We start from the raw sequence: 24,242 nt of genomic DNA, 5'->3' as shown, positions 1-24,242 counted from the left end.
CGAGCGCGTCCTCTTCTTCCGTCAGTCGCCGGCCGCGAGCTGATCGTCGCGCTTCGGATTCGCCGGCGGCGCCTCGGCCTTCGCCTCGTCGCGGGTGACGTCGATCGGCACCCCGAGCTTCTGCTCCACCGCGTGTTGCAGCCGGTCCGGATCCACGCGCTGATCGAGGTGCGCGCGCGCGACGAGCCCGCGCGCGTGCGCGTCGAGGTCCTCGAACATCTCGTAGACGTCCCGGTGGACCTCCACGTAGACGCGACCCTTGCGCTCGCCGATCTTCACCGGCTGGTAGACGAACTCGCCGGGATAGCCGCGGTCGACCAGGGGATAGAGGTATTCGATGTCCTCGGGGTAGAGCCGGACGCAGCCGTGCGTCGTCAGGCGGCCGACGGTCCACGGATCGTTCGTCCCGTGGATCGCATACAGGTCGAAGTCGAGCCGGATGCGGTAGTCGCCGAGCGGATTGTCGGGCCCCGGCGGCACGACGCGCTTCGGATCCTCCATCTTCACGTAGATCGAGTCCGGCACGACCCACGTCGGCTTCTCGTCCTTCGACTTCACGCGGAACGCCTGGATCGGGCTCTGCGCCCATTCGGCGCCGAGCCCGACGGGCCAGGTCATGACGGGCGCGCGCTCGCCGAGCCGGGTGTCGACGGGGAACATGTACAGGCGGAACTCGGGGATGTTGATGACGAGACCCGAATAGCTGTTCGGGCGCGGCAGGATGCGGCGCGTCGGCAGCACGAGCTCGACGCCCGCCTTGGGCTCCCACTCGTCGACGCGCGGGTTGGCGTCGCGGAGCTCACGGAACCCGAGCCCGCCCTCGCGCGCGATTTCGAGCAGATTGCGGCCGGCGGCGACGCGGTAGAGCTCGTTCTTGCCGACCACGCCCGGCACCTCGTCGGGGCGCGGAATGTAGGCCGTGAAGGCGGAGGCCTTCACGATCGTCTCCGACGCCGGGGGCAGCTCGCCGATGCTGGGATCGATGGCGGGCGCGGCGACCTTCGTCGGGCGCGTCGCGGCGAGCTTCTTCTTCGGCGGCGCGACGCAGCCGGCGGCGACGGCGCAAACGACAAGGCAGATGAGGCCGGGGATCACGATGGGCGAGCGCATGGGCGAACGAGACAGCAACTGCGGTGCCAGGCGTCGGGAAGCGAAGCGCGCGGCGCGCCGGCCGGCCGGCCGGTCGAGACTCGAACGCCCCGTGAAAAAGTTGCCGGTCGTCACGTACGAGAACCCTCCATGAGCTTGCGCGCCACGCTTCCGTTGCGGCGATGCCGTCTGCGCGTCCACGGTGAAGGAGCACAGGGTATCGGACGGGACCGCGCGCGCAAGCGGCGCGCGGCGTCAGTCGACGGCAGCGGCTTGCACGAGATCGGAGAGACGCTGGCAGCGCTCGAGGTTGCGCGTCTCCTCGAGCAGCCCGGCCGAGAGGAGCACGAACGTGAGGTCGCGCTCCGGGTCGACCCAGAACATCGACGAGCCCGCGCCGAGCCCGGCGTACGTCCGCGGCGACGAGGTGAGCCCGAGATAGGTGGGGAACACGCCGGCGCCGCGCACGAAGAAGCTCAGGCCGATGTTGGCCGGGAAGGGATCCCAGCCGCGCTGCTCGCACGCGAAGGCGTAGAAGCCGTTCGGACGGTCGCCGGTATGGATGGCGGTCGCGAGCCGCAGGAGCGCGGGCGCGAAGAGGCGGGTGCCCTCGAACTCGCCGCCGCGCCGGAAGCACTCGGCGAGCCGAAAGAGGTCGGCGACGGTGGACACCGCGCCCGCCGCCGGGATCTCCGTGTCCGGTCCGACGATCACGTTGAACGCCTCGAGCAGGTCGGGGTCGAACACGCCCGGCGAGCGGTCGCGGACCACGACCGGGACCTTGCGCGCGGCGAGGTCGGGGCGGAGGCCGAGCGCCGTGTCGCGCATGCCGAGGGGCCGCAGCACGTCGGCGTCGAGGACGTCGCGGAACCGGCGCGTGCCGCCGTCGAGGCGGCGGACGATCTCGGCGAGGACCGCGTGCGCGGTGATGGCGCTGTAGTGGACGCTCGATCCCGGCGTCGCTTCGAGAGGCTGCCGGCAGGCGGCGGCGACGAACGCGGAGAGGTCGCCGAGCGACTCCATCGGCAGCGGCGGCAGGCCCGTCGCGAGCCCGGCCGTGTGGGTGAGGAGCTGGGACACGGTGATGCGCTGCTTCCCGCAGGTGCCGAACTCGGGCAGCACCTCCGCGACCGGCGTCGTCAGCGCGATCTCGCCGCGGTCGATCCGCATCAGCAGTGCCACGGTGGTGAGCGTCTTCGTGACCGAGAAGATCGTGAACACGTCGTCGAGGGCGGCGCGCCGGCGGGCCGCGCGGTCGGCCCAGCCGATTGCCGCGTGCAACGCCACCTGGCCGCCGCGTGCGACGAGCACGACGGCGCCGTCGTAGCGCTCCGCGCCGACGTCGGCCTCGATGGCGGCGACGAGGCGCGCGAGGCGGTCGGGGTCGAGGCCGAGGTCGACGGGGTCGGTGGTCCGCATGAGTCAGTCTCCTTGTGCGAGCGCGCGTCCTGCGAGGTGTCCCGTTGCCCACGCCCACTGGAAGTTGAAGCCGCCGATGCGGCCGTCGCAGTCGAGCATCTCGCCGACGAGGTGCAGGCCCGGGACGACCCGCGACGCCATCGTGCGATGATCGACCTCGGCGAGCGGCACGCCCCCGGCGGTGACCTCGGCATAGTTCCATCCCCGAGGTCGTTCAACCGGGAGCGGAAGCGCGGTGAGCGCGTGGACGACGCGCCGGCGCTCCTCGCGCGTGAGGCGCGCGATCGGCGTCGCGGGTTCGACGGCGGCCGCGACGCGGACGAGGGTCGCGGCGGCGCGTTCGGGGACGCGCTCGGCGAGCATGCGGGTGAGCGAGAGCTTCGGCCGCGCGCGCGCGAGGGTCGTGAGCCGGCGGTCGACCGCCGCGAAGTCCTCGCCCGGGAAGAGGCTCATGCGGAGCTCGGGGGCGGCATGCGCGGCGGCGGCGATCACCCAGTGCCGGCTCGCGTCCATCACGACGGGCCCGCTCACGCCGACGTGCGTCCAGAGCAGGCTGCCCGCACGCCGGTCGACGAGCGTGCCGCCGGCGAAGGTCGCGAGCTCGGCGGGGTGCGAGACGCCGGCGAGCGCGCCGAACGGCGATTCCGGCGCGAAGACGAGCGGCACGAGCGCCTGATGGGTCGGGGTCACCGTGTGGCCGAGCCGCGCGACGATCTCGAAGCCGCCGCCGTCGCTGCCGCTCTTCGGGAGCGAGCGGCCGCCGGTCGCCATGACGACGCGGCGCGCGTCGACGACGCCGTCGGTGTGCCGGACGCGGAGACCGCCGTGGGCGCCGGGCGCCACGTCGGCCACGCGGTGCCCCGTCGCGAGCGTCACGCCGAGCGCCCGGCAGCGCGCGACGAGCGCCTGCACGACCGTCGCCGCCCTGTTCGAGACCGGAAAGAGCTTGCCCGTCTCTTCGCGCTTGAGCTCGACGCCGAGCGACGCGAGCCATTCGACGGTGGCGGCGACGCCGAACGCCGCGAGCACGTTCCGCACCACCGGCCGCACGCCGTTGAAGTCGTCCGCCGTCACGACGTCGTGGGTCACGTTGCAGCGTCCCCCGCCCGAGACCAGGATCTTGGCGCCGATCCTCGCGGCGCCCTCGAGCGCGACGACGCGCCTCTGCGGCGCGGCCTCCGCCGCGAAGATCGCGGCCGCGAGCCCGCCGGCGCCGGCGCCGACGACGACGACGTCGGCGGTCGCGGGGCAGGGCGGTCGGACGGGTGTGGACATCGGCATGCTATGGCATGCCGGGCGCCGGCGCGCAGCCCGCGAAGCGGACGGGCGCGGCGCGGACGCCGGCTGCGCGTTGCGCGCCGCTGCCGCCGCGACTATGTCGCGGCCATGGCCGCCGGACCCTCGCGCGGGTTCTTCGACGCGTGGTCGACCATCTACGACTTCCCCCTCGTCCAGCGCGCCACCTACCAGCCGATCCACGATGCGGTGCGGAAGACGCTGGCCTCCGAGCCGTGCGCCCGCATCCTCGACCTCGGCTGCGGGACCGGCCGGCTCGCTGCCCGCCTGGTCGCCGAGCCGTGGGCGCCGATGGTCGTCGGCTGCGACTTCTCGGCCGGCATGCTGGCGCACGCGGCCGAGCGTCTGCGCGGCGATCGCGGGCAGGCGGCGCTCGTGCGAGGCGACGGGACGCGGCTGCCGTTCGCGGACGGCGCATTCGACGCGGCGGTGTCGACGGAGGCGTTCCACTGGTTTCCCGACCAGGACGCCGCCCTCCGCGACCTCCATCGCGTGCTTCGTCCCGGCGGACGGCTCCTCCTCGCGCTCGTGAGCCCGCCGTTCGAGATCGTCGCCGACGCCGTCGAGCTCGGCATGCGGATGGTCGGTCAGCCGCTCTGGTGGACGACGCCGAGCCGACTCGCGACGCAGGTGAGGGCCGCGGGCTTCCGGGTCGAGCGCCAGCGCCGCGTCTTCCGCATCCCGGGCTTCCTGCTGCTGCCGACGCTCACCGTAGCGCGGCGGAGCGCAGAGCTTCGGCGCGCGCTTTGATGCCGGCGCTCATCGCCGCGAAGCCGCGTTCGAGGCGGCCGCCGAGCAGCGTCGCGACCACGGGAGCGAGCCAGCCGCGGAGCTCGAAGCGCGAAACGTACCGGCTGTGCTCCTCGCCGGCCGACTCCACGACGTGGGAGCGTTCGCTCGCCAGCGCGCCGAGCGGCAGCGGGTGGATGCCGTAGCGAAGGCATCGTCCGGGCACGTGCTCGAAGATCGTCTCGCGTTGCGGCTGGGCGAGGAACGGCAACACGCGAACGCGCATCGCGATCGGCGTGCCGGGCTCGAGGGTGGAGCGGCACGCGACCACGAACGGGTTCCACTGCGGGTAGCGATCGAGATCGGTCACCACCTGCCATACCGTCGCCGCCGGGGCGGCGACGTCGAGCGTCTGCGTGATCAGCATGCCGTCGCGGCGCGCTACTCGCGGTCGAGCTTGCAGGTGCCCGTGGCGATCGTGTCGGCGACGAAGCGCTCGAGATCCTTGGGCGCCGCGTCGGCTTCGGCCTTCGTGTAGCGCTCGGCGCCGGCGCGGACCGCGCAGGCGCAGAGCTTCTTCATCGACGCGATCTGCGGCTCGAGCTGGTCGCGGATCTCCTTGGTGAGCGGCAGCGCCGCGTCGGCGCCTTGCTCGCGTTTGGCGTTCTCCCAGGCGCCGCGCACGAGCGACTCGGTGCACTCCATGGTTTCGTTCGCGAGCGCCGCCGCCGTCCAGCCGCTCTCGAGCTCGCCGCTCCGGGCGCGCGCGGGAACGGTCAGCACGACCAGCGCGCCGGCGACCGACAGGGAGCGGAGACGCACGCGCGGACCGTCTCAAAGTCCGCGCGCACGGTCAAACGAAGGGCGGACCGACGGGCCGGCCCGACGATCCGAGGTCTCCGCGGCCGCACGGGATCGCGGCCGCGGCCGGGCGCGATGCTTCGAGGCGCAACGGACCGCGCCCCCCGATGTCGTTCCGCATGGCGGGAGGCCCGCTGCCCCAGGGGCGAAACCTCGTTGCTCTGATACGTGCCGCCCGCGTATGCTCCGACTCGGCGCGCATCGCATCTCGCGATCGACGACGCCGGTGCCGATCCCCACGTCAAGGAGTCCGCCGCATGTCCCGAGCCCTCGCCCTCGCTCTCTCCCTCGCGCTCTCGTGGCCGCTGCTGTCCGCCGTTCCCGCATCGGCGCGCCGCATCGTGGTGGTTCCGGGCCCGGGGACGCCGCTCCAGGACGGCATAGACGCCGCGCTGCCGGGGGACACGGTGCGTGTCGGGCCGGGCACGTATTTCGAAGCGGTCACCATCGACAAGCCGCTCAAGGTCTACGGCCGCAAGGCGGTGATCGACGCCGGCTGCGGGGTGCTGACCGCCGTGCAGGTGGCCGCCGACGCCGTGACGCTCCGGACGCTGGAGGTGCGGGGCGGCAACTTCTACGGCATCGATGCGACCGGCCGCGACCGAACCGTCGTCGACCGCCTGAAGGTCGTGCCGACGTGCGTCGGCGTCGAGTACGGCATCAACGTGTTCCAGGGCACCAACATGCGGATCCGCGGCAACGTCATCGAGGATCCGAACGGGTTCGGCGATGCCGCCATCTACATCGGGGGTACGCCGCCCGACGCCGACCTGCGGGTCGAACGCAACGTCCTGCACGCGCCGAACGACCGCGGCATCATGATCGAGGACTCGCTCGACAATCCCGGAAAGCCCGTCGGCGTGCGGGTGCGGAAGAACGAGATCACCGGCGCCGGCGTCGGCATCTACGTGTTCGGATCGAACGGGGTGGAGATCCTGAGCAACGTCGTCAATGCCGGCACCGCGGCCGGGATCCTGCTCACGCTGAACTCGAGCGGCAACTTCGTCACCGGCAACCGCCTCGCGGGGAACAACCCGGACGTCGTCGACGCCGGCACCAACAACTGCTGGCGCCACAACGTCTACGCCACCGGCGGCCCCGTTCCCGACTGCTGAGCGCGGATAGCCGAGCGCGCTCGGGGGGCTGGGCGAGGGTCGCCGCACCGCGACCCTCGGCCAGCAGCTCCTCGGCGGCCCCGCATTTGACTGGGTCCGCGAGGGTCGCATACTGTCGCGCGCCGTTGCGTCCGCGCCCTCTGCTTCCCGTCCGCCGCGCCGACGCCGCGGGCCCGGGTCGGGCGAACCATCTCCACATCGTACGCATGACACGAGCCGGCGGTTCACGGAGGACGAAGGAATGAAGATCGCGGTCCCCAAGGAGACTCGGCCGGGAGAGCGCCGCGTCGCCCTGGTTCCCGAGTCGTGCAAGAAGCTCGTGCAGGCGGGATACGCGGTCGCGGTCCAATCCGGCGCAGGGGATTCGGCGTACTTCCGCGACGACGCCTACGCGCAGGCGGGCGCCACGATCGAGGCCGACGCCGCCGCGCTCCTCGGCGCGGCCGACTTCGTCTGCAAGGTCGCCGCGCCGACGGCGGCGGAGGTCGGCGCGATGCGCCCCGGCGCCTTCCTCCTCGGGACGCTGATGCCGCTGCGCAACCTCGACATCGCGGAGGCCTTGGCCGGGCGCAAGATCACCGCCTTCTCGACCGACGCCATTCCGCGCACCACGCGCGCGCAGGCGATGGACACGCTGTCGTCGATGGCGAGCATCGCCGGCTACAAAGGGGTGCTGCTCGCGGCCGCGGCCCTCAACAAGTACTTCCCGATGCTCACGACCGCGGCCGGCATGGTCTTCCCGGCCAAGGTGTTCGTGATCGGCGCCGCGGTGGCCGGGCTCCAGGCCATCGCGACGGCCCGGCGCCTCGGCGCCAACGTCTTCGCGACCGACGTCCGGCCCGAGGTGAAGGAGCAGATCGAGAGCGTCGGCGCCAAGTACGTCGGCATCGAGCTCGCACAGGAGGCCGCCGCCGGCGGCGGCTACGCCAAGGAGCTCAGCGAGGAGGACAAGCTCCGCCAGCGCGAGATGCTCGCCGACCAGTGCGCGGCGGCCGACGTCGTCATCACGACCGCCCTCATCGGCGGCGTGTTCGCGCCGCGCCTCGTGACCGCCGACATCGTCCGGCGCATGCAGCCCGGCGCCGTGCTCGTCGACCTCGCGGCCGACGGCGGCGGCAACTGCGAGCTCGCGAAGCCCGGCGAGACGATCGAGGTGAACGGCGTCACGATCATCGCGCCGCTGAACCTCGCCGCCACCATGCCGACGCACGCGAGCCTCCTCTTCTCGCGGAACCTCACGAACTTCCTCACCACGTTCACGAAGGACAAGGCGTTCGTTCTGGACCAGGACGACGACATCCAGCGGGGCTCGCTCGTCACCCACGACGGCGCGGTCGTGAGCCCGCGCGTGCGCGAGGCGATCCAGGCGGCCAAAGGAAAGGCATCGTGATGCAACGGATGATTGCGCTCGCAGCGGCGGCACTCGCCACCGTGGCCGCGCCGGTCCACGCGGCCGGAGGGCACGCCGTCCCGGCGCTCGACCTGCCGTCGATGATCTTCGTTTTCATGCTCTCGACCTTCATCGGGGTCGGCGTGATCCGGCGCGTGTCGCGTCTCTTGCACACGCCCCTCATGTCGCTCACCAACGCGATCTCGGCGATCGCGGTCGTCGGCGCGATCCTGGTGACCGGCAGCGACTACCCGACCCACATCCGCTTCCTCGGGGCCGTCGCGCTCTTCGCGTCGATGACCAACATCGTGAGCGGCTTCCTCATCACCAACCGCATGCTGAAGATGTTCAAGACCCGCGACGGTGGCGAGAAGGCGGCGCACAAGTGATCCACACCCTCGTTCAGCTCGCGTACGTCGTGGCGACCGCGCTCTTCATCTTCTCGCTCCACTGGATGAGCGACCCGAAGACGGCGCGGAACGGCGTGCAGGCCGGCGTCGCCGGCATGGTGATCGCGGTGCTGGCGACGTGGGCGCAGCCGGAGATCATCCACCACGCCTGGATCGTGATCGCGATCGTGCTCGGATTCGTGGTCGGCGTGCCGCTCTCGCGGGTGTCGCTGACGGCCGTCCCGCAACGAACCGCGTTGTCGCACGCCTTCGGCGGCGCCGCGGCGGGCCTCGTCGGCACGGCGAAGTACTACCTCTGGCTGTCGGAAGGTCCGGAGAACCTCACGACCTTCCGCATGGTCGCGATCGTCCTCGAGATCGTGCTCGGCTACCTGACCTTCACGGGCAGCTTGCTCGCGGCCGGGAAACTCCAGGAGCTCAAGTGGATCCCGCAGCGTCCGGTCACGTACCCCGGCCAGAACTTCGTGAACCTCGGGTTGCTGGTGCTGGCGCTCGGGCTCGGCGGCTACGTCGTGCTGTACCCGACCGACCCCGCCTCGGCGATGCTCTTCCCGATCGTCAGCCTGCTGTCGCTGGTCTTCGGCGTGCTCCTCATCATCCCGATCGGCGGCGCCGACATGCCGACGGTGATCTCGATCCTGAACTCGTACGCCGGCCTTTCGGCCGTCGCGATGGGGTTCGTGCTCGACAACAAGCTCCTCATCACGGCGGGCGCGCTCGACGGTTCGAGCGGCCTCATCCTTTCGATCATCATGTGTCGGGCCATGAACCGCTCCTTCACGAACGTGCTCTTCGGTGCGTTCGGCCAGGTGCAGGCGCAGTCGGAGCGGGGCGAGCAGAAGGAGTACAAGGCCGAAACCGTCGAAGGCGCCGCGCAGATCCTCGAGCAGGCGAACCTCGTCGTCATCATCCCCGGCTACGGCATGGCCGTCGCCCAGGCCCAGCACAAGGTGCGCGAGGTCTACGATGCGCTGCGCGCCAAGGACATCACGGTGAAGTTCGCGATCCACCCGGTCGCGGGGCGCATGCCGGGGCACATGAACGTGCTGCTCGCCGAGGCCGAGATCCCGTACACGGATCTCGTCGAGATGGACGAGATCAATCCCGACATGCCCCAGTGCGACGTGGCGCTGGTCATCGGCGCGAACGACGTCGTGAACCCCGCGGCCGCGACCGACAAGAACAGTCCCATCTACGGCATGCCGATCATCCAGGCCGACAAGGCCCGCACGATCTTCGCCATCAAGCGCTCGAAGAATCCGGGCTTCGCCGGCATCGACAACGAGCTCTACTTCGGCGACCGCACCTGGATGCTCTTCGGCGACGCGAAGGCGGTGGTCGGCGAGCTCGCGAAGCACCTGAGCGGCGGCTCGGGGATGCACTGACCTCCGCCCCCGCGGCCGGGTCGAAGACCTTCGGCACGGATCGCGCCGCCGGGCCCGATGCGGGACGCCATGGCGCACCCGAACTCGGGTCGGAGCCTGCGACCGGTTGACGCGGCGTTCCGGGCGTTCTCGGTTGACAGGCGCCTGCGGAGAATCCTACTCCGCCACGCATGTCGATCTCCTTCGCGGGAAGTCTTCGCCGAACCTTCGGGATGCTCACCGCCGGGCTCGTCGTCCTGACGGCCGACGTCGGACGCGCCGCCGCCACGGCCGGGGCCTGCGCCGCTGCCGAGCAGAAGGCGGCGGGCAAGGCCGCCGCGGCGCAGCTCGGCTGCCACGCGAAGGCGGTGCAGAAGGGCGAGCCCGTCGACGGCCCGTGTCTCCAGAAGGCGATCGACAAGCTCGCGGGCGTCGTCGCGAAGCAGGACGCCGCGGGCGGGTGCCTCGTGCCGGGGTACGGGGACGATCTCGCGACGCTCGTCGCGAGCCTGGTCGGCGACGTGGTGAACGCGACGCCGCCGGGCGGCTTCGCGAAGTGCGCGGCGGCGAAGCGGAAGACCGCGGGCAAGACGGCGGCGGCCAAGCTCGGCTGTCACGCGAAGGCGAGCAAGAGCGGCGGGCCCGTGAGCTCCGAGTGCCTCGTGAAGGCCGGCGACAAGCTCGTGGCCGCTTTCGCCAAGGAAGAGGACAAGACCAGCGGGGGCTGCGGGGCGTACGGCGTCGCGCCGAGCATCGGCGGACGCGTCGACGAGTTCGTTGTGCGCGTCGTGAACGGCACGCCGGCCGCCGCGCCGGCCGCACGCTGCTGCGCGAACGGCGGCGCGAGCTTCTGCGCGGATCTCTCCGCCGCGAACGTGTCGCAGTGCGCGAGCGGGTACGGTGGAACCTTGGCCGGTCCGGCGCTGGTCTGTGACGGGGCTTCCGGCGGCTGTGTCGAGGCGCGGACCGAGACCGCGGCCGGCTGCTGTGATGCCTTCGCGCTCGCTCCCGGCGCCGGGCTCTGCCTCGAGGGTCCGGGCGCAGCCGCGCAGTGCGCGGTGGTCGGCGGCGCGTTCCACGCCGACGCCAAGTGCCTCCCCTCGGGCACGTGCGACGTGGCCGACGCGCCCGGCGCGGCCGGCCCGTGGGCCGTCGGACACCGCAGCTTGGTGAGCGTCGACGGCTCGCGCTCGAACGGGCGGCGATGCATCGGCGGCACGAAGAACGGCCGCGAGTGTGCCGCGGACTCGCAATGCCCCGCAGGCGCTTGCTCCGTCGGTCGCTATCTGCCGTTCGAGGCCTGGTATCCCGTCGATGCGCCCGACGCGTACGGCCCGTTCACGGGCTACTCGCTCTCGGGCATCGCCAGCCTCGACTCCGACCTGGCCCACGAGAACGCCCCCGTATCGAACGCGAGCGCGCGGCCGCTCGTCGTGTTCTCGCACGGCTCCGGCGGCATTGCGATTCAGTCCGTCCGTCTCATGGAGCGGCTCGCGAGCCACGGGTTCGTGGTGGTCGCGCCGAGTCACACCGGCAACACGACCGCCGACTCGACCGCCGTGCCGCCGACCTCGGTCGCGCCCGCGCAGGCGCTGCTCGACCGCGTGCCGGACGTCTCGTTCGTGATCACGCACATGACGACGCTCGCCGCGACCCCGGCCGACCCCTTCTTCGGGCGCGTCGACGGCGCCGATGTCGGGGTGGCCGGCCACTCGTTCGGCGGCTTCACGGCCCTCGCCGTGAAGAGCGGGTATCAAGGCATTCCGCCCGACCCGCGCGTGCAGGCGATCATGCCGATCGCGCCGGCGTCGAGCACCATCACCGACGCCGAGCTCGGCAACGTCGCCGTGCCGACGCTCTTCATGACCGGCACGCTCGACCCGCTGCTCTCCGAGGAGGCGCGGGCGGCCGGGCTGATCCAGTCGAGCCCGTTCAACTACCGGGCGGACGTCGTCGGCGCCGTGCACACGCACTTCGCCAACATCTGCGACATCGCCAACGCTCTGATCGCTGCCGGCTTCGCGCCGGCGTCGTGGCCGTCGCTCGGCGCCGGCGCGCTCGTTGCGCCCTACAACGCGACCTGCATCCCTCCCGCGTTCCCGATCGACGAGGCGACGCGCCTCCAGAACCTCTACGCGGCGGCGTTCTTCCGGCGCCACCTGCTCGGGCAGACGATCTACGACCCGTATCTCACGACGGCGTACGCCACCGCCAACGAGCCGGACATCGACTTCATCGTCACGCCCTGATTCGCAGCGAGGCCGGACGGCGTCCGCCAACGCGTTTGCCACGTCGCGGCGTCGAAATGCTTCGACAACGGACCCTGCGCCGGTCTCGCATCCGTCGCCCCACACTCGGGGGGACGAGGCCGGCGGTTCGCAACGACTCGACGCGATTCAAGGATCGCGCCGACTGAGGGCCCGCGTCCGGGTCAGCAGATCTTCGCGCCGACGGCGGCCTTGCGGAGCTCGGTCCGATGGTCGGGGTGCGCGATGCCGATCAGGCGCTCGGCGCGCTCGCGGAGCGGGATGCCGTGCAGATTCACCGCGCCGTGCTCGGTGACGACCCAGTGGACGTGCCCGCGCGAGGTGACGACGCCGGCGCCCGGCGTGAGCGTCGCCACGATGCGCGAGAGGGCGCCGCCCCTCGCGGTCGAGGGGAGCGCGATGAGGGGGACGCCGCCCGGCGAGCGTGCCGCGCCGCGCATGAAGTCGAGCTGGCCGCCGATGCCGGAGAAGATGCGATGGCCGATCGAGTCGGCGCACACCTGGCCCGAGAGGTCGATCTCGAGCGCCGAGTTGATCGCGGTCACGCCGGGATTCTGCTGGATCACGATCGGATCGTTCGTGCGGTCGCAGGGATGGAACTCGACGAGCGGGTTGTCGTCGACGAAGTCGAAGGTGCGGCGCGTCCCGGCGACGAAGCTCGTGACGATGCGGCCGTGGAAGGCCTTCTTCTGGCGGTTGGTGACGGCGCCGGTCGCGACGAGGTCGACGAGGCGGTCCGAGAACATCTCGGTGTGGATGCCGAGCTCGCGGCGATCGCCGAGCCGGGAGAGCACCGCGTCGGGGATCGCGCCGATGCCCATCTGCAGCGTCGCGCCGTCGTGCACGAGGGCGGCGACCTGCTCGGCGATGCGGGCGACGACCGGCGTCTCCGCCTCGGGCGGCGTCTCGTAGAGCGGCCGGTCCGTGTGCACGAAACGGTCGATCCGCGCGAAGGGCACCAGCGTGTTGCCGTGCGTGCGCGGCATGCGGTCGTTGATCTCGGCGACGACCAGCCGCGCGTGGTCGACGGCGGCTCGTGCCGTGTCGATCGAGGTGCCGAGGGAGCAGAAGCCGTGGCGGTCCGGCGGCGAGAGCTGCACGAAGGCGACGTCGAGCGGCACCTGTCCGTCGGCGAAGAGCGAGGGTACTTCGGAGAGGAAGATCGGGACGTGGTCGGCGCGGCCTTCGTTCACCGCCGCCCGCATGTTCGCGCCGGTGAAGAGGGACACGCAGCGGAAGCGGCCGACGAGCGCGGGCTCCACGAAAGGCACCGGTCCCAGCAGGTGGAGATGGTAGAGGCGGATCGCCTCGACGTCGGCCCGTCGCGCCAGCGCCTCGATGAGCGGGGTCGGCGTCGCGGCGGCACCCTGGACGAAAACGTTGGTGGCGCTCCGCGCGACCGCGACCGCCGTGTCGGCGTCGACGGCGCGGCGTCTCCAGTCGGGAACGGGCATGCTCATGGGGGGCTCCTCATAGCGCATCGGCCGCGGCGGGTCTGCACCTCCGGAAAACACGCCGAGGTCCATTGACGACCGCGCGGGCCCCTGAGTATGTCGCGCGCATCATGCGAAAGACGGTCGTGGTCGCGACATTGGCGGCGTTCGGAGGGTTCTGTCTGGCGGCGGCGAGCTCGTTCGCGGCGCTGCGCTACAACATCTGGAAGGGCTACGGCGAGCAGTTCCAGCTCGGCTACGTGGTCGGGTATCTCGACGCCGTGAGCCTGGCGCAGCGTAAGGACTCGCGGCTGAACGTCCCGACCGGCGGCGGCAAGAACTTCGACAGGTGGGTGGCCGACATCAACACGTTCTACGCCGATCCCGCGAACCAGAACCGCAGCGTGCCCGACGCGATGTTCGTGATCGGCTCGCGCATCCGCGACCAGATGCTGCAGGAATGGGGGCTGAAGCGCCAAGGCCGTCCCGTGCCGACGCGGAGCGCCGCTCCCGAGTGACGGGAGGCGATCGGGGACGTTCCTTTCCGCACGGCCCTGCGCTATCCAGGCGGCGATGACGCGCCTCTCCGGGTCGGACCAGCGCGACCTCCGGCACGCGAAACGGCTTCTCGAGCAGACGAGCCTCGCGATCCGCATCAGCAACGTGGTCGGCCTGCCGATCGAGCGCGGCATCGATCTCCTGCCGAAGCGCGCCTCGGCGCTCGTCACGACGGCGACGCGGCGCGCGCTCGAGACCGCGCTCCGGTTCGCCCTCCTGACGCTCGCCGACGAGCCGGGCACGCGCTCGGCCGACCTGTGGCACAAGGCGCTGCTCACCGCGACGGGCGCGGGCGGCGGGCTCTTCGGGATGCCGGCCCTCGCGATCGAGCTTCCGGTCTCGACCACGCTCATGCTGCGCTCGATCGCCGACGTCGCCCGCAGCGAGGGCGAGCGGCTCTGCCTCCCCGAGACGCGGCTCGCCTGTCTGCAGGTCTTCGCGCTCGGCGGCCGGACGAAGGCGGACGACGCCGTCGAGTCGGCGTACTTCGCGATCCGCGGCGCGCTCGCGCAGGCGCTCGCCGAGGCGGCGCAGTTCGTGGCGGAGCGGGGGATCGCCCAGGAGGGCGCTCCGGCCCTCGTGCGCTTCATCGTGCAGATCGCGTCGCGCTACGGCGTCGTCGTCTCCGAGAAGACCGCGGCGCAGGCGCTGCCGATCCTCGGCGCGGCCGGCGGCGCCGTCGTGAACGCGCTCTTCATGGGCCACTTCCAGGATGTCGCGCGCGGCCACTTCATCGTGCGGCGCCTCGAGCGCACACACGATCCCGAGACGGTGCGCCGCGCCTACGCGGACCTGCCGTAGCCTCACGGCGGCCTCGCCGGGTAGTTGTCGCATCGCCGTCGACTCATTAGGTTGCGGTCCATGCCCCCGTCGCCGATCGCACGTTTCCGTCGTTGGTACGCCGAGGCCGAGCGTACGGGCGTCCCGCTGCCGGAGGCGATCGCGCTCGCGACGGCCGACGCGCGTGGGCGTCCGTCGGTCCGCTACGTGCTTCTGAAGCACGCCGACGCGCGTGGATTCGTCTTCTTCACCGACGGCCGCAGTCGCAAAGGCCGCGAACTCGCGGCCAATCCGGCGGCGGCGTTCGCCTGGTACTGGGACGCGCTCGGACGCCAGGTGCGGGTGGAAGGGCGCGTCGTGGTCGTCGAGGACGCCGAGGCCGACGCCTACTGGGCGACGCGGCCGCGCGAGAGCCGGCTCGCCGCGGCGGCGTCGACGCAGAGCGCGCCGCTCGGGAGCCGCACCGTCCTCATGCGCCGCTGGCGCGTGCTCGGCCGCCGCCATCCCGGGGAGGACGTGCCGCGGCCCCCGGTCTGGCGCGGCTATCGCATCGTGCCGCGCGCGATCGAGTTCTGGACCCGGGGCGAGTTCCGGCTCCATCACCGCGAGCGCTTCGAGCGGCGGCGCGGCGGGTGGCAGCGGCGGCTCCTGCAGCCGTGAGCGCGATCGGCCGCGCCGCCGAGCTCGGCCTCGACGGGGGCAAGGCCGTGGTGTCGAGAGATCCGGGTCCGGGCGCCGCGCGGACGCCGATCGCCGCGCATTAGTATCGCTTCTGGGCTCGATCACGCTAATTCACTTTGCGCGATCTTGCAGGATTGGGCGTCATCGGTATTATCCGCCCCCGCGTGCCTCAGGTCTTTCACCGCAGCACGAACACGATCGCGCGGGTCAGCATCTTCGGGGCGCTCATCGTGGTCGCGGCGGCCGGCTACGGATTGGCTCTCGTGAACCGCTCGTCGTACGTGACGGGTGCCGGTCTCGCGCTCGAACAGCCCGTGCCATTCAGCCACCGGCATCACGCCGGCGAGCTCGGGATCGACTGCCGGTACTGCCACACGTCGGTCGAGATCGGCGCGAAGGCCGGAATCCCGCCGACCCAGACGTGCATGAACTGCCACAAGGAGATCTGGGCCGACAGCCCGATGCTCGAGCCGGTGCGCGCGAGCTTGCGCACCGACGTCTCGATCCCATGGGTGAAGGTCCACGACCTGCCGGATTTCGTCTACTTCAACCACTCCATCCACGTCGCCAAAGGCGTCGGTTGCGAGACCTGCCACGGACGCATCGACCGCATGAACCTGACGTGGCAGCAGAACTCGCTGCAGATGGACTGGTGTCTCGAGTGTCACCGCAACCCCGAGCGCTACGTGCGTCCCAAGGAGGAGGTCTTCACGATGGGATGGCAGCCCCCGGGCGGCGATCAGCTCGCGCTCGGCCGTGAGCTCCTGAAGGCGAACGACGTGCACCCGCAGACCGACTGCGACACGTGCCACCGATGAGCGACCCGACCCATCCGCGTACGGACGAGCCGGTCTTGGAGCTCGCCGCCGTCCGCGAGGAGCTCGCGGCCGCGCGCGGCAAGCACTACTGGCGGAGCCTGGAAGCCCTCGCGCGGCGGCCCGGCTTCGACGCCATGATGCGGCGCGAGCTGCCGCGCCAGGCGGCGAGCATGCTCGAGACCGTCGATCGCCGCCAGTTCCTGCAATTGATGGGGGCGTCGCTCGCGCTTGCCGGGGTGTCGGCGTGCACGCGGCAGCCCAAAGAGCTCATCATGCCGTACGTGAAGGCGCCCGAGGACATCGTGCCCGGGCGGCCGCTCTTCTTCGCGACGGCGATGCCGCTCGGCGGCGTCGGGACCGGTCTCCTGATCGAGAGCCACATGGGCCGTCCGACGAAGGTCGAGGGCAACCCCGACCATCCGTCGAGCCGCGGGGCCACCGACGCGCTGATGCAGGCGTCGATCCTCGGTCTCTACGATCCGGACCGCTCGCAGGCGGTCACGAGCGCGGGCGAGATTCGGACGTGGGACTCCTTCGTCGCCGCGCTCGACAAGGCGCTCGAGGGCGAGCGCGCCAGGGGGGGCGCCGGGGTCCGCATCCTCACCGAGACGGTCTCGTCGCCGACGCTCGCGGCGCAGATGCGCGCGCTGCTCGCCGCGCTGCCGCAGGCGCGCTGGCACCAATGGGATCCGCTCGCGAGCGACGGGGCGCGTGTCGGCGCGAAGACCGCGTTCGGCGTGGACGCCGATGTGCAGTATCGCTTCGCCGACGCCGACGTGGTGCTCGCGCTCGACGCCGACGTGCTGGCGAGCGGCCGCGATCACGTCCGCCATCTGCGCGACTTCGCGACGCGGCGGAAGCCGGGCGCCGGGATGAGCCGGCTCTACGCGGTCGAGAGCACGCCGACGCCGACCGGCGCGCGCGCCGACCATCGTCTGGCGGTGCCCGCGGGCGAGGTCGAGGAGATCGCGTGGGCGCTCGCCGCCGAGCTCCGCGCCGTGCCGCGCGCGCCGCAAGGCTCGGCCTCCGCGCACGCCGCGTGGGTACGGGCGGTCGCGAAAGACCTCGACGCGCACCGGGGCCGTGCCATCGTCGTCGCCGGCGATCACCAGCCGGCGGTCGTGCACGCGCTCGCGCACGCGCTGAACGCCGCGCTCGGCAACGGCGGCAAGACGGTGGTCCTTACGGACCCGGTCGTCGCCGAGCCGGTCGCCACGCTGGCGTCGCTGCGGGAGCTCGTCGCCGACATGGCGGCCGGCAAGGTGACGGTGCTCCTGATGCTCGGCGCCAATCCGGTCGCGACGGCCCCGGCCGACCTGCAATTCGCGGCGCGCCTCGAGAAGGTGCGGTTCCGCGTGCACCTCGGCCTCTACGAGGACGAGACCGCGGTCCTCTCGCATTGGCACGTGCCGGAGGCGCACTACCTGGAGAGCTGGGGCGACGTGCGCTCGGCCGACGGCACCGCGACCATCGTGCAGCCGCTGATCGCACCGCTCTACGGCGGCAAGACGGCCCACGAGGTGGTGGCGGCCGCCAACGGCAAGCCGCAGTCGGCCTTCGACCTCGTCCGCGCCGAGTGGAAGCCGAAGGCGGGAGCCGACTTCGAGCGCTGGTGGCGGACGACGCTCCACGACGGCATGGTTCCCGGGACGGCGCTGCCGCCGAAGGATCTCGCCGTGCGCACCGATTGGGTGGACGCGGCCATCGCCGAGCGCGGGAAGGCCGAGGCGAAGGGTGTCGAGCTGGTGTTCCGCCTCGATGCCGGCGTGCTCGACGGCCGCTTCGCGAACAACGGCTGGCTGCAAGAGGTGCCAAAGCCGCTCACGAAGCTCACGTGGGACAACGCCGCGCTGGTGAGCCCGGCGACCGCGAAGCGGCTCGGGGTCGTGTCGGGCGACGTGGTCCAGGTCGCCCTCGGTGAGCGGAACCTCGAGGCGCCGGCCTGGGTCGTGCCCGGCCAACCCGACGAGTCGATCACGATGAGCCTCGGCTACGGCCGGCGGCGCGCGGGCCGGGTGGGCGACGGCGTCGGCTTCGACGCGAACCTCGTCCGCACGAGCGCCGCGGCGTGGATCGCGCGCGGCGCCGACGTGCGGCGGACGGGCGCGCAGTACCTCCTCGCCTCGACCCAAGAGCACCACAGCATGGAGGGGCGGCACCTCATACGCGAGGCGGCGCTCGAGGAGTACACGCACGCGCCGGACTTCGCGAAGCACGTCGAGCACCAGCCGGGCGACGACATGACCCTCTACCCGCTGTACCCCTACGAGGGGCACGCGTGGGGCATGACGATCGACCTCGCCACCTGCGTCGGATGCAACGCCTGCGTGCTGGCGTGCAACGCGGAGAACAACATCGCGATCGTCGGCAAGGACCAGGTCAGCCGGGGCCGCGAGATGCACTGGATCCGGGTCGATCGCTACTTCGAGGGCGAGGCCGAGAGCCCGACGATCCACCACCAGCCGGTCCCCTGCATGCAGTGCGAGCAGGCGCCCTGCGAGGTCGTGTGTCCGGTCAACGCGACGGTGCACAGCAGCGAGGGCCTCAACGACATGGTGTACAACCGCTGCGTCGGCACGAAGTACTGCTCGAACAACTGCCCGTACAAGGTCCGTCGCTTCAATTTCTACAAGTACCAGGACTGGACGACCGAGAGCCTGAAGCTGGCGCGCAACCCCGACGTGACCGTGCGCTCGTACGGCATCATGGAGAAGTGTACGTACTGCGTGCAGCGCATCAGCCAGGCGCGCATCGCCGCCCGCCGCGAGGACCGTCCGGTGCGCGACGGCGAGGTCGTGACCGCGTGCGCGCAGGCATGTCCGGCGGACGCAATCGTCTTCGGCGACATCAACGACGCCGGGAGCCGGGTGGCGAAGACGAAGGCCGACGCGCGTAACTACGCCCTCCTCGGAGAGCTCAACACGCGGCCGCGCACGACCTATCTCGCGTCCGTTCGCAATCCGAACCCCGCGCTGGAGAAGGCATGAGCCAGCCGACGCAGACGAAGCCGCACCCCGGCGTGATCGCGCGGCCGCCCTTCATCGAGCCCGGCCACACGTTCGAGACGGTCACCGATCAGATCGGCGCGATCGTCCTCGACCAGGGCGTCCGTCGCGGCTGGCTCCTCGGCTTCACGATCGCCTTCTCGCTGCTCATGCTGCTGCTCGTCGCGCTCACCAACCTCGTCGCGACCGGCATCGGCATCTGGGGCATCAACGTCCCGGTCGCCTGGGGCTTCGACATCATCAACTTCGTCTGGTGGATCGGCATCGGCCACGCCGGCACGCTGATCTCGGCGATCCTGCTGCTCCTGCGTCAGCAGTGGCGCACGTCGATCAACCGCTTCGCCGAGGCGATGACGCTCTTCGCGGTCGCCTGCGCCGGGATCTTCCCGGTGGCGCACCTCGGCCGACCGTGGCTCGCGTACTGGCTGTTTCCCTACCCGAACACGATGGCGATGTGGCCGAACTTCCGGAGCCCGCTCGTGTGGGACGTCTTCGCGGTGTCCACCTACGCGAGCGTGTCCTTCATGTTCTGGTTCGTCGGCCTGATCCCTGATCTCGCGACGCTCCGCGACCGCTCGCCGAGCCGGGTCGGGCGGTTCGTGTACGGCCTGCTCGCGATGGGGTGGCGCGGGTCGGCGCTCCACTGGCACCGCTACGAGACTGCGTACCTCCTCCTCGCCGGCCTCTCGACCCCACTGGTGGTCTCGGTGCACACGATCGTCAGCTTCGACTTCGCGGTGTCCTTGATGCCCGGCTGGCACGCGACGATCTTCCCGCCGTATTTCGTCGCCGGCGCCATCTACGCCGGGTTCGCGATGGTGCTGACGCTCGCGATCCCGCTGCGCTGGTACTACGACCTCGAGGACTTCATCACGATGCGCCACCTCGACAACATGGCGCGGGTGATGCTCGCGACCGGTCTCGTCGTGGCCTACGGCTACATGACGGAGACCTTCTGCGCCTGGTACAGCGCCAGCACGTACGAAGAGTTCATGATCACGAACCGCTTCTTCGGGCCCTACAACAAACTCTACTGGAGCCTGATCTTCTGCAACGTGATCGCGCCGCAGCTCATGTGGTTCAAGAAGCTGCGCTTGAACCTCGGGTGGCTCTTCGTCGTGTCGATCATCGTGTCGATCGGCATGTGGCTCGAGCGCTACATCATCATCGTCGTGAGCCTGCACCGCGACTTCCTGCCGTCGTCGTGGGGCATGTACACCGGAACCGTCTGGGATTGGGCGACCTTCCTCGGCACCATCGGCCTCTTCTCGAGCCTGCTCTTCCTCTTCATCCGCTTCCTGCCGATGATCTCGATCTTCGAGATGCGGACGATGGTCCCCGAGGCGAAGGTCGACGAGAGCGCGGAGGCGCATCACTGATGAAGCGCGCCCCGCTCTACGGAATGATGGCCGAGTTCGACAATCCGACCGCCCTCGTGGTCGCCATCCACAAGGCGCGCGCCGCGGGCTACCGGGCGATGGACGCGTACTCGCCGTTCCCGATCGAGGAGGTCTCGGAGGCGCTCCACATCCACGACCGGCTCCTCCCGATCCTCGTGTTCCTGGGCGGTCTCGCCGGCTGCATCGGCGGCTTCGCGCTCGCCACGTGGACCTCCGTCGTCGACTACCCGATCAACGTGGGCGGCCGTCCGTTGTTCAGTTGGCCGTCGTTCCTGCCGGTGACGTTCGAGACCACGGTGCTCGCGGCCGCGGGGACCTGCGTGCTCGCCCTGCTCGCGCTGAACGGGCTGCCGATGCCGTACCACCCGGTCTTCAACGTGCCGCAGTTCGCGCTCGCGACGCGCGAGAAGTTCTTTCTCTGCATCGAGGCGACCGACCCGCGGTTCGACCGCGAGGAGACGCGTCGATTCCTCGAGACCCTCGAGCCGCTCAGCGTGGCGGAAGTCGAGGAGGACTGATGGCGCGTCGGAACCATACGCGCGCGCTCGCGGGGCTGGCGGCCGGGCTCGCGCTCCTGGTCCTCCCGGGCTGCCGGCAGGACATGCACGACCAGCCGAAGTATCAGCCCCTCGAGGAGAGTCATTTCTTCGATGACGGACGGGCGTCGCGGCCGCGCGTGCCCGGCACGGTGGCGCGCGGACGGCGCGACGACGACGCGCTGCTCGTGAGCGGCAAAGCCGACGGCAAGCTCGCCGAGGTGTTTCCCGCGCCCGTGACCCGGGAGATGCTCGAGCGCGGCCGGCAGGCCTTCGACGTCTACTGCTCGCCGTGTCACGACCGTGTGGGGACGGGCCAGGGCATGATCGTGATGCGCGGCTACAAGCAGCCGACCTCGTTCCACGACGAGCGGCTGCGGGGCATGCCGCCGGGCTATTTCTTCGACGTCGCCACCAACGGCTTCGGCGTCATGCCGAGCTACGCGGCGCAGGTGCCGGCCGCCGACCGGTGGGCGATCGCGGCGTACGTCCGGGCGTTGCAACTGAGCCAGCACGCCACCGTCGCTGAGGTGCCGGCGGAGGGCCGCGCGGCGTTCCTCGAAGGGAAGACGCTCGATCCGAAGACCGGGCTCCCGGCGCGGGAGGCGCCGGCGGCGCACGGCGATCACGCGGCTCCGGGGGGCGGTCATGAGTGAGCCCGCGCGCCGCTCGTCGTTCGATCTCGCGCCCGACCACGTGCTGCACCGCGTGCAGCGCGCGGCGCTCGTCGTCGGCGGCCTCGGCGTCGTCGGCTGCGTCGTCGGGCTCTTCGCGGCGCGCGCGGCGTTCTTCCACGCCTACCTCGTCTCGTACCTGTTCTTCCTCGGGCTCGGCCTGGGCTCCATGGCGATCCTGATGCTCCAGTACATCACCGGGGGCGCATGGGGCGCGGTGATCCGCCGTATCCTCGAGGCGGCGACGCGGACCCTGCCGTTTCTGGCGCTGCTCTTCCTGCCGATCGCGCTCGGCCTGCCCCATCTCTACGAGTGGGCGAATCCCGATCACGTCGCGCACGACCCGATCCTGCAGCACAAGAGCCTGTATCTGAACGTGCCGTTCTTCCTCGGGCGCGCGGTCTTCTATTTCACGACCTGGATCGGTACGGCGTACTTCCTGAATCGCTGGTCGCTCCAACAGGACGCCGGCGCCGATCCGCGTCTCACCCGGCGGCTCGAGATGCTGAGCCGCGGCGGGCTGCTGCTCTACGCCCTCACGATCACCTTCGCGTCGATGGACTGGGGCATGTCGCTCGAGCCGCATTGGTTCTCGACCCTGTACGGCGTCATGTTCATGGGCGGGCAGGGGCTCGCGACCTTCGCCTTCGTCATCCCGATGGCGGCGCTCCTCGCGGAGCGCCCGCCGTTCTCGCGCATCATCACGCCGACGCAGTTCCACGACCTCGGCAAGCTCATGCTCGCCTTCGTGATGCTCTGGGGCTACTTCGCGCTCTCGCAGTATCTCATCATCTGGTCCGCGAATCTGCCCGAGGAGATTCCCTGGTACCTCGCGCGCGCCCGGGGCGGCTGGGAGTGGGTGGCCGTCGTGCTGATCGTCGTGCACTTCGCGATGCCGTTCCTGGTGCTGCTCTCGCGCGATCTGAAGCGCCACGCGCGGGCGGTGTCGGTCGTCGCGTTGGTGCTCATCGCCGGCCGCTTCGTCGACCTCTTCTGGATGCTCCGTCCCGCGGTCGCGCCCGAGGGCTTCTCGATCCATTGGCTCGATGTGGCGGCGGCGGCGGCGATCGGCGGCACGTGGATGTGGCTCTTCGTGTCGCAGCTGAAGACGCGTCCGGTCCTGCCGCTCAACGATCCCGCGATCCCGAGGGAAGCATAGGATGAGCGCCCACCAGCACCAGTCGCATGCGCCCGACGGGTCGGTCGGTCACGAGGAGTCGGACATCGCGCCGGCGGCGGTCGGGCTCTCCATGGTCGGGCTCGTCGCGATCAGCGTCGCGGCCTTCGTCGCGATGCTCATGCTCTTCAACGTCCTCGCGCGTTTCCGGGCCGCGCAGACGGAGCCGCCGAGCCCGCTCGCCGCGAGCTACGGCCTGAAGGAGCCGCCCGCGCCGCGTCTGCAGACCGACCCCCGCCAGGATCTCGTCGATCTCCGCGCCCGCGAAGACGCGGCCATCCATGCCTACGGCTGGATTGACAAGCAGGCGGGCATCGTCCGCATCCCCGTCGAGCGCGCGATCGCGCTGCTCGCGGAGCGCGGGTTGCCGGCACGCCCGGCCGCGCCGGAGGATCGACCGTGACGCGCCGGTGGCAGAAGCGTCTCGCGGCGCTCACCCTGGTGCTCGGCGTCGCGCCGGTGTCGGCCGCGACGGAGCCGGGCGCCGCCGACGTGCGTCCGCCGGCGCTCAGCGAGGTCGGCATCGACCAGCGCCTCGGCGAGCCGCTGCCGCTCGACGCGTCGTTCACCGACGACCACGGCCGCGCGGTCACGCTCGGCGACTACTTCGGCACGAAGCCCGTCGTCCTCGTGATGACGTACTTCGAGTGTCCGATGCTGTGCACGCTCGTCCTGAACGGACTCGGGAAGACGCTCAAGACGATGAGCTTCGAGCCCGGCAGCGAGTTCGACGTCGTCGCGGTGAGCTTCGACCCGCGCGACACGCCCGCGACCGCGGCGAAGAAGAAGGCGGCGTACGTCGCCGACTACGGGCGTCCCGGGACCGCCGACGGCTGGCATTTCCTCACCGGCGACCAGGCGTCGATCGAGCGCGTCGCGAAGGCCGTCGGGTTCCGCTACCGCTGGGTGCCCGAGGAGAAGCAGTTCGCGCACGCGGCGGCGATCATGGTCGCGACCCCCGAAGGCAAGCTCGCCCGCTACTACTACGGCGTCGAGTATTCCGGCCGCGACCTCCGCCTCGGGCTCGTCGAGGCCGCGGACCACAAGATCGGCTCGGCCGTCGATGCGCTCCTCTTGTTCTGCTACCGCTACGATCCGGCCACCGGGAAGTACGGCGCCATCGCCCTCAACATGGTGCGCGCGGGTGGCGTCGCCACCGTCCTCGCCCTCGGCGCCTTCATGACCGTGATGTTCCGCCGCGAGGCGGCCGCCGGTCGCCGTCGCAAGGGGAGTGCCTGAG

At 71.0% G+C, this 24,242-nt stretch carries 23 protein-coding genes; 17 read left to right on the top strand and 6 right to left on the bottom strand.

Annotated elements, in window-relative coordinates:
- Positions 1 to 21: 21 nt before the first annotated feature.
- The 3 genes from IT293_03890 to IT293_03880 all read right to left on the bottom strand — a co-directional run bounded on the left by IT293_03890 (position 22) and on the right by IT293_03880 (position 3,783).
- Entirely contained in the window at positions 22 to 1,110 is a 1,089-nt protein-coding gene (locus IT293_03890) for a L,D-transpeptidase family protein (GenBank protein ID MCC6763783.1), read from the bottom strand.
- Positions 1,111 to 1,344: 234 nt separating this feature from the next.
- Complete coding sequence (locus IT293_03885; protein ID MCC6763782.1) at positions 1,345 to 2,508, bottom strand: beta-lactamase family protein; 1,164 nt, start codon at positions 2,506 to 2,508, stop codon at positions 1,345 to 1,347.
- 3 nt (positions 2,509 to 2,511) lie between these two features.
- Positions 2,512 to 3,783: an aminoacetone oxidase family FAD-binding enzyme gene (locus tag IT293_03880; protein MCC6763781.1), complete on the bottom strand. Its 1,272-nt coding sequence runs from the start codon at positions 3,781 to 3,783 to the stop codon at positions 2,512 to 2,514.
- A 111-nt stretch (positions 3,784 to 3,894) separates the two neighbouring features.
- On the opposite strand from IT293_03880, the gene IT293_03875 reads away from it, so the two are divergent.
- Positions 3,895 to 4,554 carry a class I SAM-dependent methyltransferase gene (locus IT293_03875; protein MCC6763780.1) on the top strand — a complete coding sequence of 220 codons (660 nt, stop codon included), beginning with the start codon at positions 3,895 to 3,897 and terminating at the stop codon, positions 4,552 to 4,554.
- Here the strand turns inward: IT293_03875 and IT293_03870 are convergent.
- Together IT293_03870 and IT293_03865 are read right to left on the bottom strand one after the other, a co-directional pair.
- Positions 4,511 to 4,960 (bottom strand): SRPBCC domain-containing protein, encoded by a 450-nt coding sequence (locus IT293_03870; GenBank protein MCC6763779.1) that lies wholly within the window; start codon positions 4,958 to 4,960, stop codon positions 4,511 to 4,513. The genes IT293_03875 and IT293_03870 overlap by 44 nt on opposite strands.
- A 14-nt stretch (positions 4,961 to 4,974) precedes the next feature.
- Positions 4,975 to 5,355, bottom strand: a complete 381-nt coding sequence (locus IT293_03865) for a hypothetical protein (GenBank protein MCC6763778.1) — start codon at positions 5,353 to 5,355, stop codon at positions 4,975 to 4,977.
- Between the two features lie 296 nt (positions 5,356 to 5,651).
- Here IT293_03865 and IT293_03860 point away from each other — a divergent pair, with 296 nt between their 5' ends.
- From IT293_03860 to IT293_03840, 5 genes are all read left to right on the top strand, one after another.
- Positions 5,652 to 6,509, top strand: coding sequence for a right-handed parallel beta-helix repeat-containing protein (locus IT293_03860; GenBank protein ID MCC6763777.1), 858 nt, complete (start codon positions 5,652 to 5,654; stop codon positions 6,507 to 6,509).
- A gap of 241 nt (positions 6,510 to 6,750) precedes the next feature.
- Positions 6,751 to 7,899, top strand: coding sequence for a Re/Si-specific NAD(P)(+) transhydrogenase subunit alpha (locus IT293_03855; GenBank protein MCC6763776.1), 1,149 nt, complete (start codon positions 6,751 to 6,753; stop codon positions 7,897 to 7,899).
- 8 nt (positions 7,900 to 7,907) lie between these two features.
- Positions 7,908 to 8,288: an NAD(P) transhydrogenase subunit alpha gene (locus IT293_03850; protein MCC6763775.1), complete on the top strand. Its 381-nt coding sequence runs from the start codon at positions 7,908 to 7,910 to the stop codon at positions 8,286 to 8,288.
- On the top strand, positions 8,288 to 9,694 hold the full coding sequence (locus tag IT293_03845) for an NAD(P)(+) transhydrogenase (Re/Si-specific) subunit beta (GenBank protein ID MCC6763774.1): 1,407 nt from the start codon (positions 8,288 to 8,290) through the stop codon (positions 9,692 to 9,694). Before IT293_03850 ends, IT293_03845 begins: the two co-directional genes overlap by 1 nt.
- A 170-nt stretch (positions 9,695 to 9,864) precedes the next feature.
- Positions 9,865 to 11,922: a hypothetical protein gene (locus tag IT293_03840; GenBank protein MCC6763773.1), complete on the top strand. Its 2,058-nt coding sequence runs from the start codon at positions 9,865 to 9,867 to the stop codon at positions 11,920 to 11,922.
- Positions 11,923 to 12,104: 182 nt separating this feature from the next.
- Here IT293_03840 and IT293_03835 read toward each other — a convergent pair whose 3' ends face one another.
- Positions 12,105 to 13,394: an acetyl-CoA hydrolase/transferase family protein gene (locus tag IT293_03835; GenBank protein ID MCC6763772.1), complete on the bottom strand. Its 1,290-nt coding sequence runs from the start codon at positions 13,392 to 13,394 to the stop codon at positions 12,105 to 12,107.
- 110 nt (positions 13,395 to 13,504) lie between these two features.
- Between IT293_03835 and IT293_03830 the strand changes: the two genes are divergently transcribed.
- The 11 genes from IT293_03830 (at position 13,505) to IT293_03780 (ending at position 24,241) form a co-directional block, all read left to right on the top strand.
- Positions 13,505 to 13,891 (top strand): hypothetical protein, encoded by a 387-nt coding sequence (locus IT293_03830; GenBank protein MCC6763771.1) that lies wholly within the window; start codon positions 13,505 to 13,507, stop codon positions 13,889 to 13,891.
- A gap of 55 nt (positions 13,892 to 13,946) precedes the next feature.
- Positions 13,947 to 14,732, top strand: a complete 786-nt coding sequence (locus IT293_03825) for an EcsC family protein (protein ID MCC6763770.1) — start codon at positions 13,947 to 13,949, stop codon at positions 14,730 to 14,732.
- A gap of 60 nt (positions 14,733 to 14,792) precedes the next feature.
- Positions 14,793 to 15,371, top strand: coding sequence for a pyridoxamine 5'-phosphate oxidase (gene pdxH / locus IT293_03820; protein MCC6763769.1), 579 nt, complete (start codon positions 14,793 to 14,795; stop codon positions 15,369 to 15,371).
- Between the two features lie 185 nt (positions 15,372 to 15,556).
- The gene (locus IT293_03815) at positions 15,557 to 16,210 is read left to right on the top strand and encodes a cytochrome c3 family protein (GenBank protein ID MCC6763768.1); all 654 of its coding nucleotides are present in this window, start codon (positions 15,557 to 15,559) and stop codon (positions 16,208 to 16,210) included.
- On the top strand, positions 16,207 to 19,197 hold the full coding sequence (locus tag IT293_03810) for a TAT-variant-translocated molybdopterin oxidoreductase (protein ID MCC6763767.1): 2,991 nt from the start codon (positions 16,207 to 16,209) through the stop codon (positions 19,195 to 19,197). The genes IT293_03815 and IT293_03810 overlap by 4 nt, the downstream gene beginning before the upstream one ends.
- Positions 19,194 to 20,594, top strand: coding sequence for a polysulfide reductase NrfD (gene nrfD, locus IT293_03805; protein MCC6763766.1), 1,401 nt, complete (start codon positions 19,194 to 19,196; stop codon positions 20,592 to 20,594). The genes IT293_03810 and nrfD overlap by 4 nt, the downstream gene beginning before the upstream one ends.
- Before the next feature lie 26 nt (positions 20,595 to 20,620).
- Positions 20,621 to 21,133, top strand: a complete 513-nt coding sequence (locus tag IT293_03800) for a DUF3341 domain-containing protein (protein ID MCC6763765.1) — start codon at positions 20,621 to 20,623, stop codon at positions 21,131 to 21,133.
- Positions 21,133 to 21,807, top strand: coding sequence for a cytochrome c (locus IT293_03795; GenBank protein ID MCC6763764.1), 675 nt, complete (start codon positions 21,133 to 21,135; stop codon positions 21,805 to 21,807). The genes IT293_03800 and IT293_03795 overlap by 1 nt, the downstream gene beginning before the upstream one ends.
- Positions 21,800 to 22,984: a hypothetical protein gene (locus tag IT293_03790; GenBank protein MCC6763763.1), complete on the top strand. Its 1,185-nt coding sequence runs from the start codon at positions 21,800 to 21,802 to the stop codon at positions 22,982 to 22,984. Before IT293_03795 ends, IT293_03790 begins: the two co-directional genes overlap by 8 nt.
- A 1-nt stretch (position 22,985) precedes the next feature.
- Positions 22,986 to 23,405, top strand: a complete 420-nt coding sequence (locus IT293_03785) for a hypothetical protein (protein MCC6763762.1) — start codon at positions 22,986 to 22,988, stop codon at positions 23,403 to 23,405.
- A complete protein-coding gene (locus IT293_03780; protein ID MCC6763761.1) occupies positions 23,402 to 24,241 on the top strand; it encodes an SCO family protein in 840 nt (279 codons plus the stop codon). The genes IT293_03785 and IT293_03780 overlap by 4 nt, the downstream gene beginning before the upstream one ends.
- Position 24,242: the final 1 nt, after the last annotated feature.

The sequence above is a fragment of the Deltaproteobacteria bacterium genome, from assembly GCA_020848745.1.
Taxonomy (GTDB): domain Bacteria; phylum Desulfobacterota; class Binatia; order UTPRO1; family UTPRO1; genus UTPRO1.
This window is presented reverse-complemented; position numbering and strand designations above follow the sequence as displayed.

What these genes read in the sequence shown, in the direction of transcription:
- IT293_03795 (MCC6763764.1), top strand. Translation starts at nt 21,133, where the DNA reads ATGGCGCGTCGGAACCATACGCGCGCGCTCGCGGGGCTGGCGGCCGGG.
- IT293_03890 (MCC6763783.1), bottom strand. Translation starts at nt 1,110, where the DNA reads ATGCGCTCGCCCATCGTGATCCCCGGCCTCATCTGCCTTGTCGTTTGC.
- IT293_03825 (MCC6763770.1), top strand. Translation starts at nt 13,947, where the DNA reads ATGACGCGCCTCTCCGGGTCGGACCAGCGCGACCTCCGGCACGCGAAA.
- pdxH (MCC6763769.1), top strand. Translation starts at nt 14,793, where the DNA reads ATGCCCCCGTCGCCGATCGCACGTTTCCGTCGTTGGTACGCCGAGGCC.
- IT293_03885 (MCC6763782.1), bottom strand. Translation starts at nt 2,508, where the DNA reads ATGCGGACCACCGACCCCGTCGACCTCGGCCTCGACCCCGACCGCCTC.
- IT293_03840 (MCC6763773.1), top strand. Translation starts at nt 9,865, where the DNA reads ATGTCGATCTCCTTCGCGGGAAGTCTTCGCCGAACCTTCGGGATGCTC.
- IT293_03880 (MCC6763781.1), bottom strand. Translation starts at nt 3,783, where the DNA reads ATGTCCACACCCGTCCGACCGCCCTGCCCCGCGACCGCCGACGTCGTC.
- IT293_03850 (MCC6763775.1), top strand. Translation starts at nt 7,908, where the DNA reads ATGATTGCGCTCGCAGCGGCGGCACTCGCCACCGTGGCCGCGCCGGTC.
- IT293_03855 (MCC6763776.1), top strand. Translation starts at nt 6,751, where the DNA reads ATGAAGATCGCGGTCCCCAAGGAGACTCGGCCGGGAGAGCGCCGCGTC.
- IT293_03870 (MCC6763779.1), bottom strand. Translation starts at nt 4,960, where the DNA reads ATGCTGATCACGCAGACGCTCGACGTCGCCGCCCCGGCGGCGACGGTA.
- IT293_03830 (MCC6763771.1), top strand. Translation starts at nt 13,505, where the DNA reads ATGCGAAAGACGGTCGTGGTCGCGACATTGGCGGCGTTCGGAGGGTTC.
- IT293_03785 (MCC6763762.1), top strand. Translation starts at nt 22,986, where the DNA reads ATGAGCGCCCACCAGCACCAGTCGCATGCGCCCGACGGGTCGGTCGGT.
- IT293_03800 (MCC6763765.1), top strand. Translation starts at nt 20,621, where the DNA reads ATGGCCGAGTTCGACAATCCGACCGCCCTCGTGGTCGCCATCCACAAG.
- IT293_03810 (MCC6763767.1), top strand. Translation starts at nt 16,207, where the DNA reads ATGAGCGACCCGACCCATCCGCGTACGGACGAGCCGGTCTTGGAGCTC.
- IT293_03835 (MCC6763772.1), bottom strand. Translation starts at nt 13,394, where the DNA reads ATGCCCGTTCCCGACTGGAGACGCCGCGCCGTCGACGCCGACACGGCG.
- IT293_03790 (MCC6763763.1), top strand. Translation starts at nt 21,800, where the DNA reads ATGAGTGAGCCCGCGCGCCGCTCGTCGTTCGATCTCGCGCCCGACCAC.
- nrfD (MCC6763766.1), top strand. Translation starts at nt 19,194, where the DNA reads ATGAGCCAGCCGACGCAGACGAAGCCGCACCCCGGCGTGATCGCGCGG.
- IT293_03860 (MCC6763777.1), top strand. Translation starts at nt 5,652, where the DNA reads ATGTCCCGAGCCCTCGCCCTCGCTCTCTCCCTCGCGCTCTCGTGGCCG.
- IT293_03875 (MCC6763780.1), top strand. Translation starts at nt 3,895, where the DNA reads ATGGCCGCCGGACCCTCGCGCGGGTTCTTCGACGCGTGGTCGACCATC.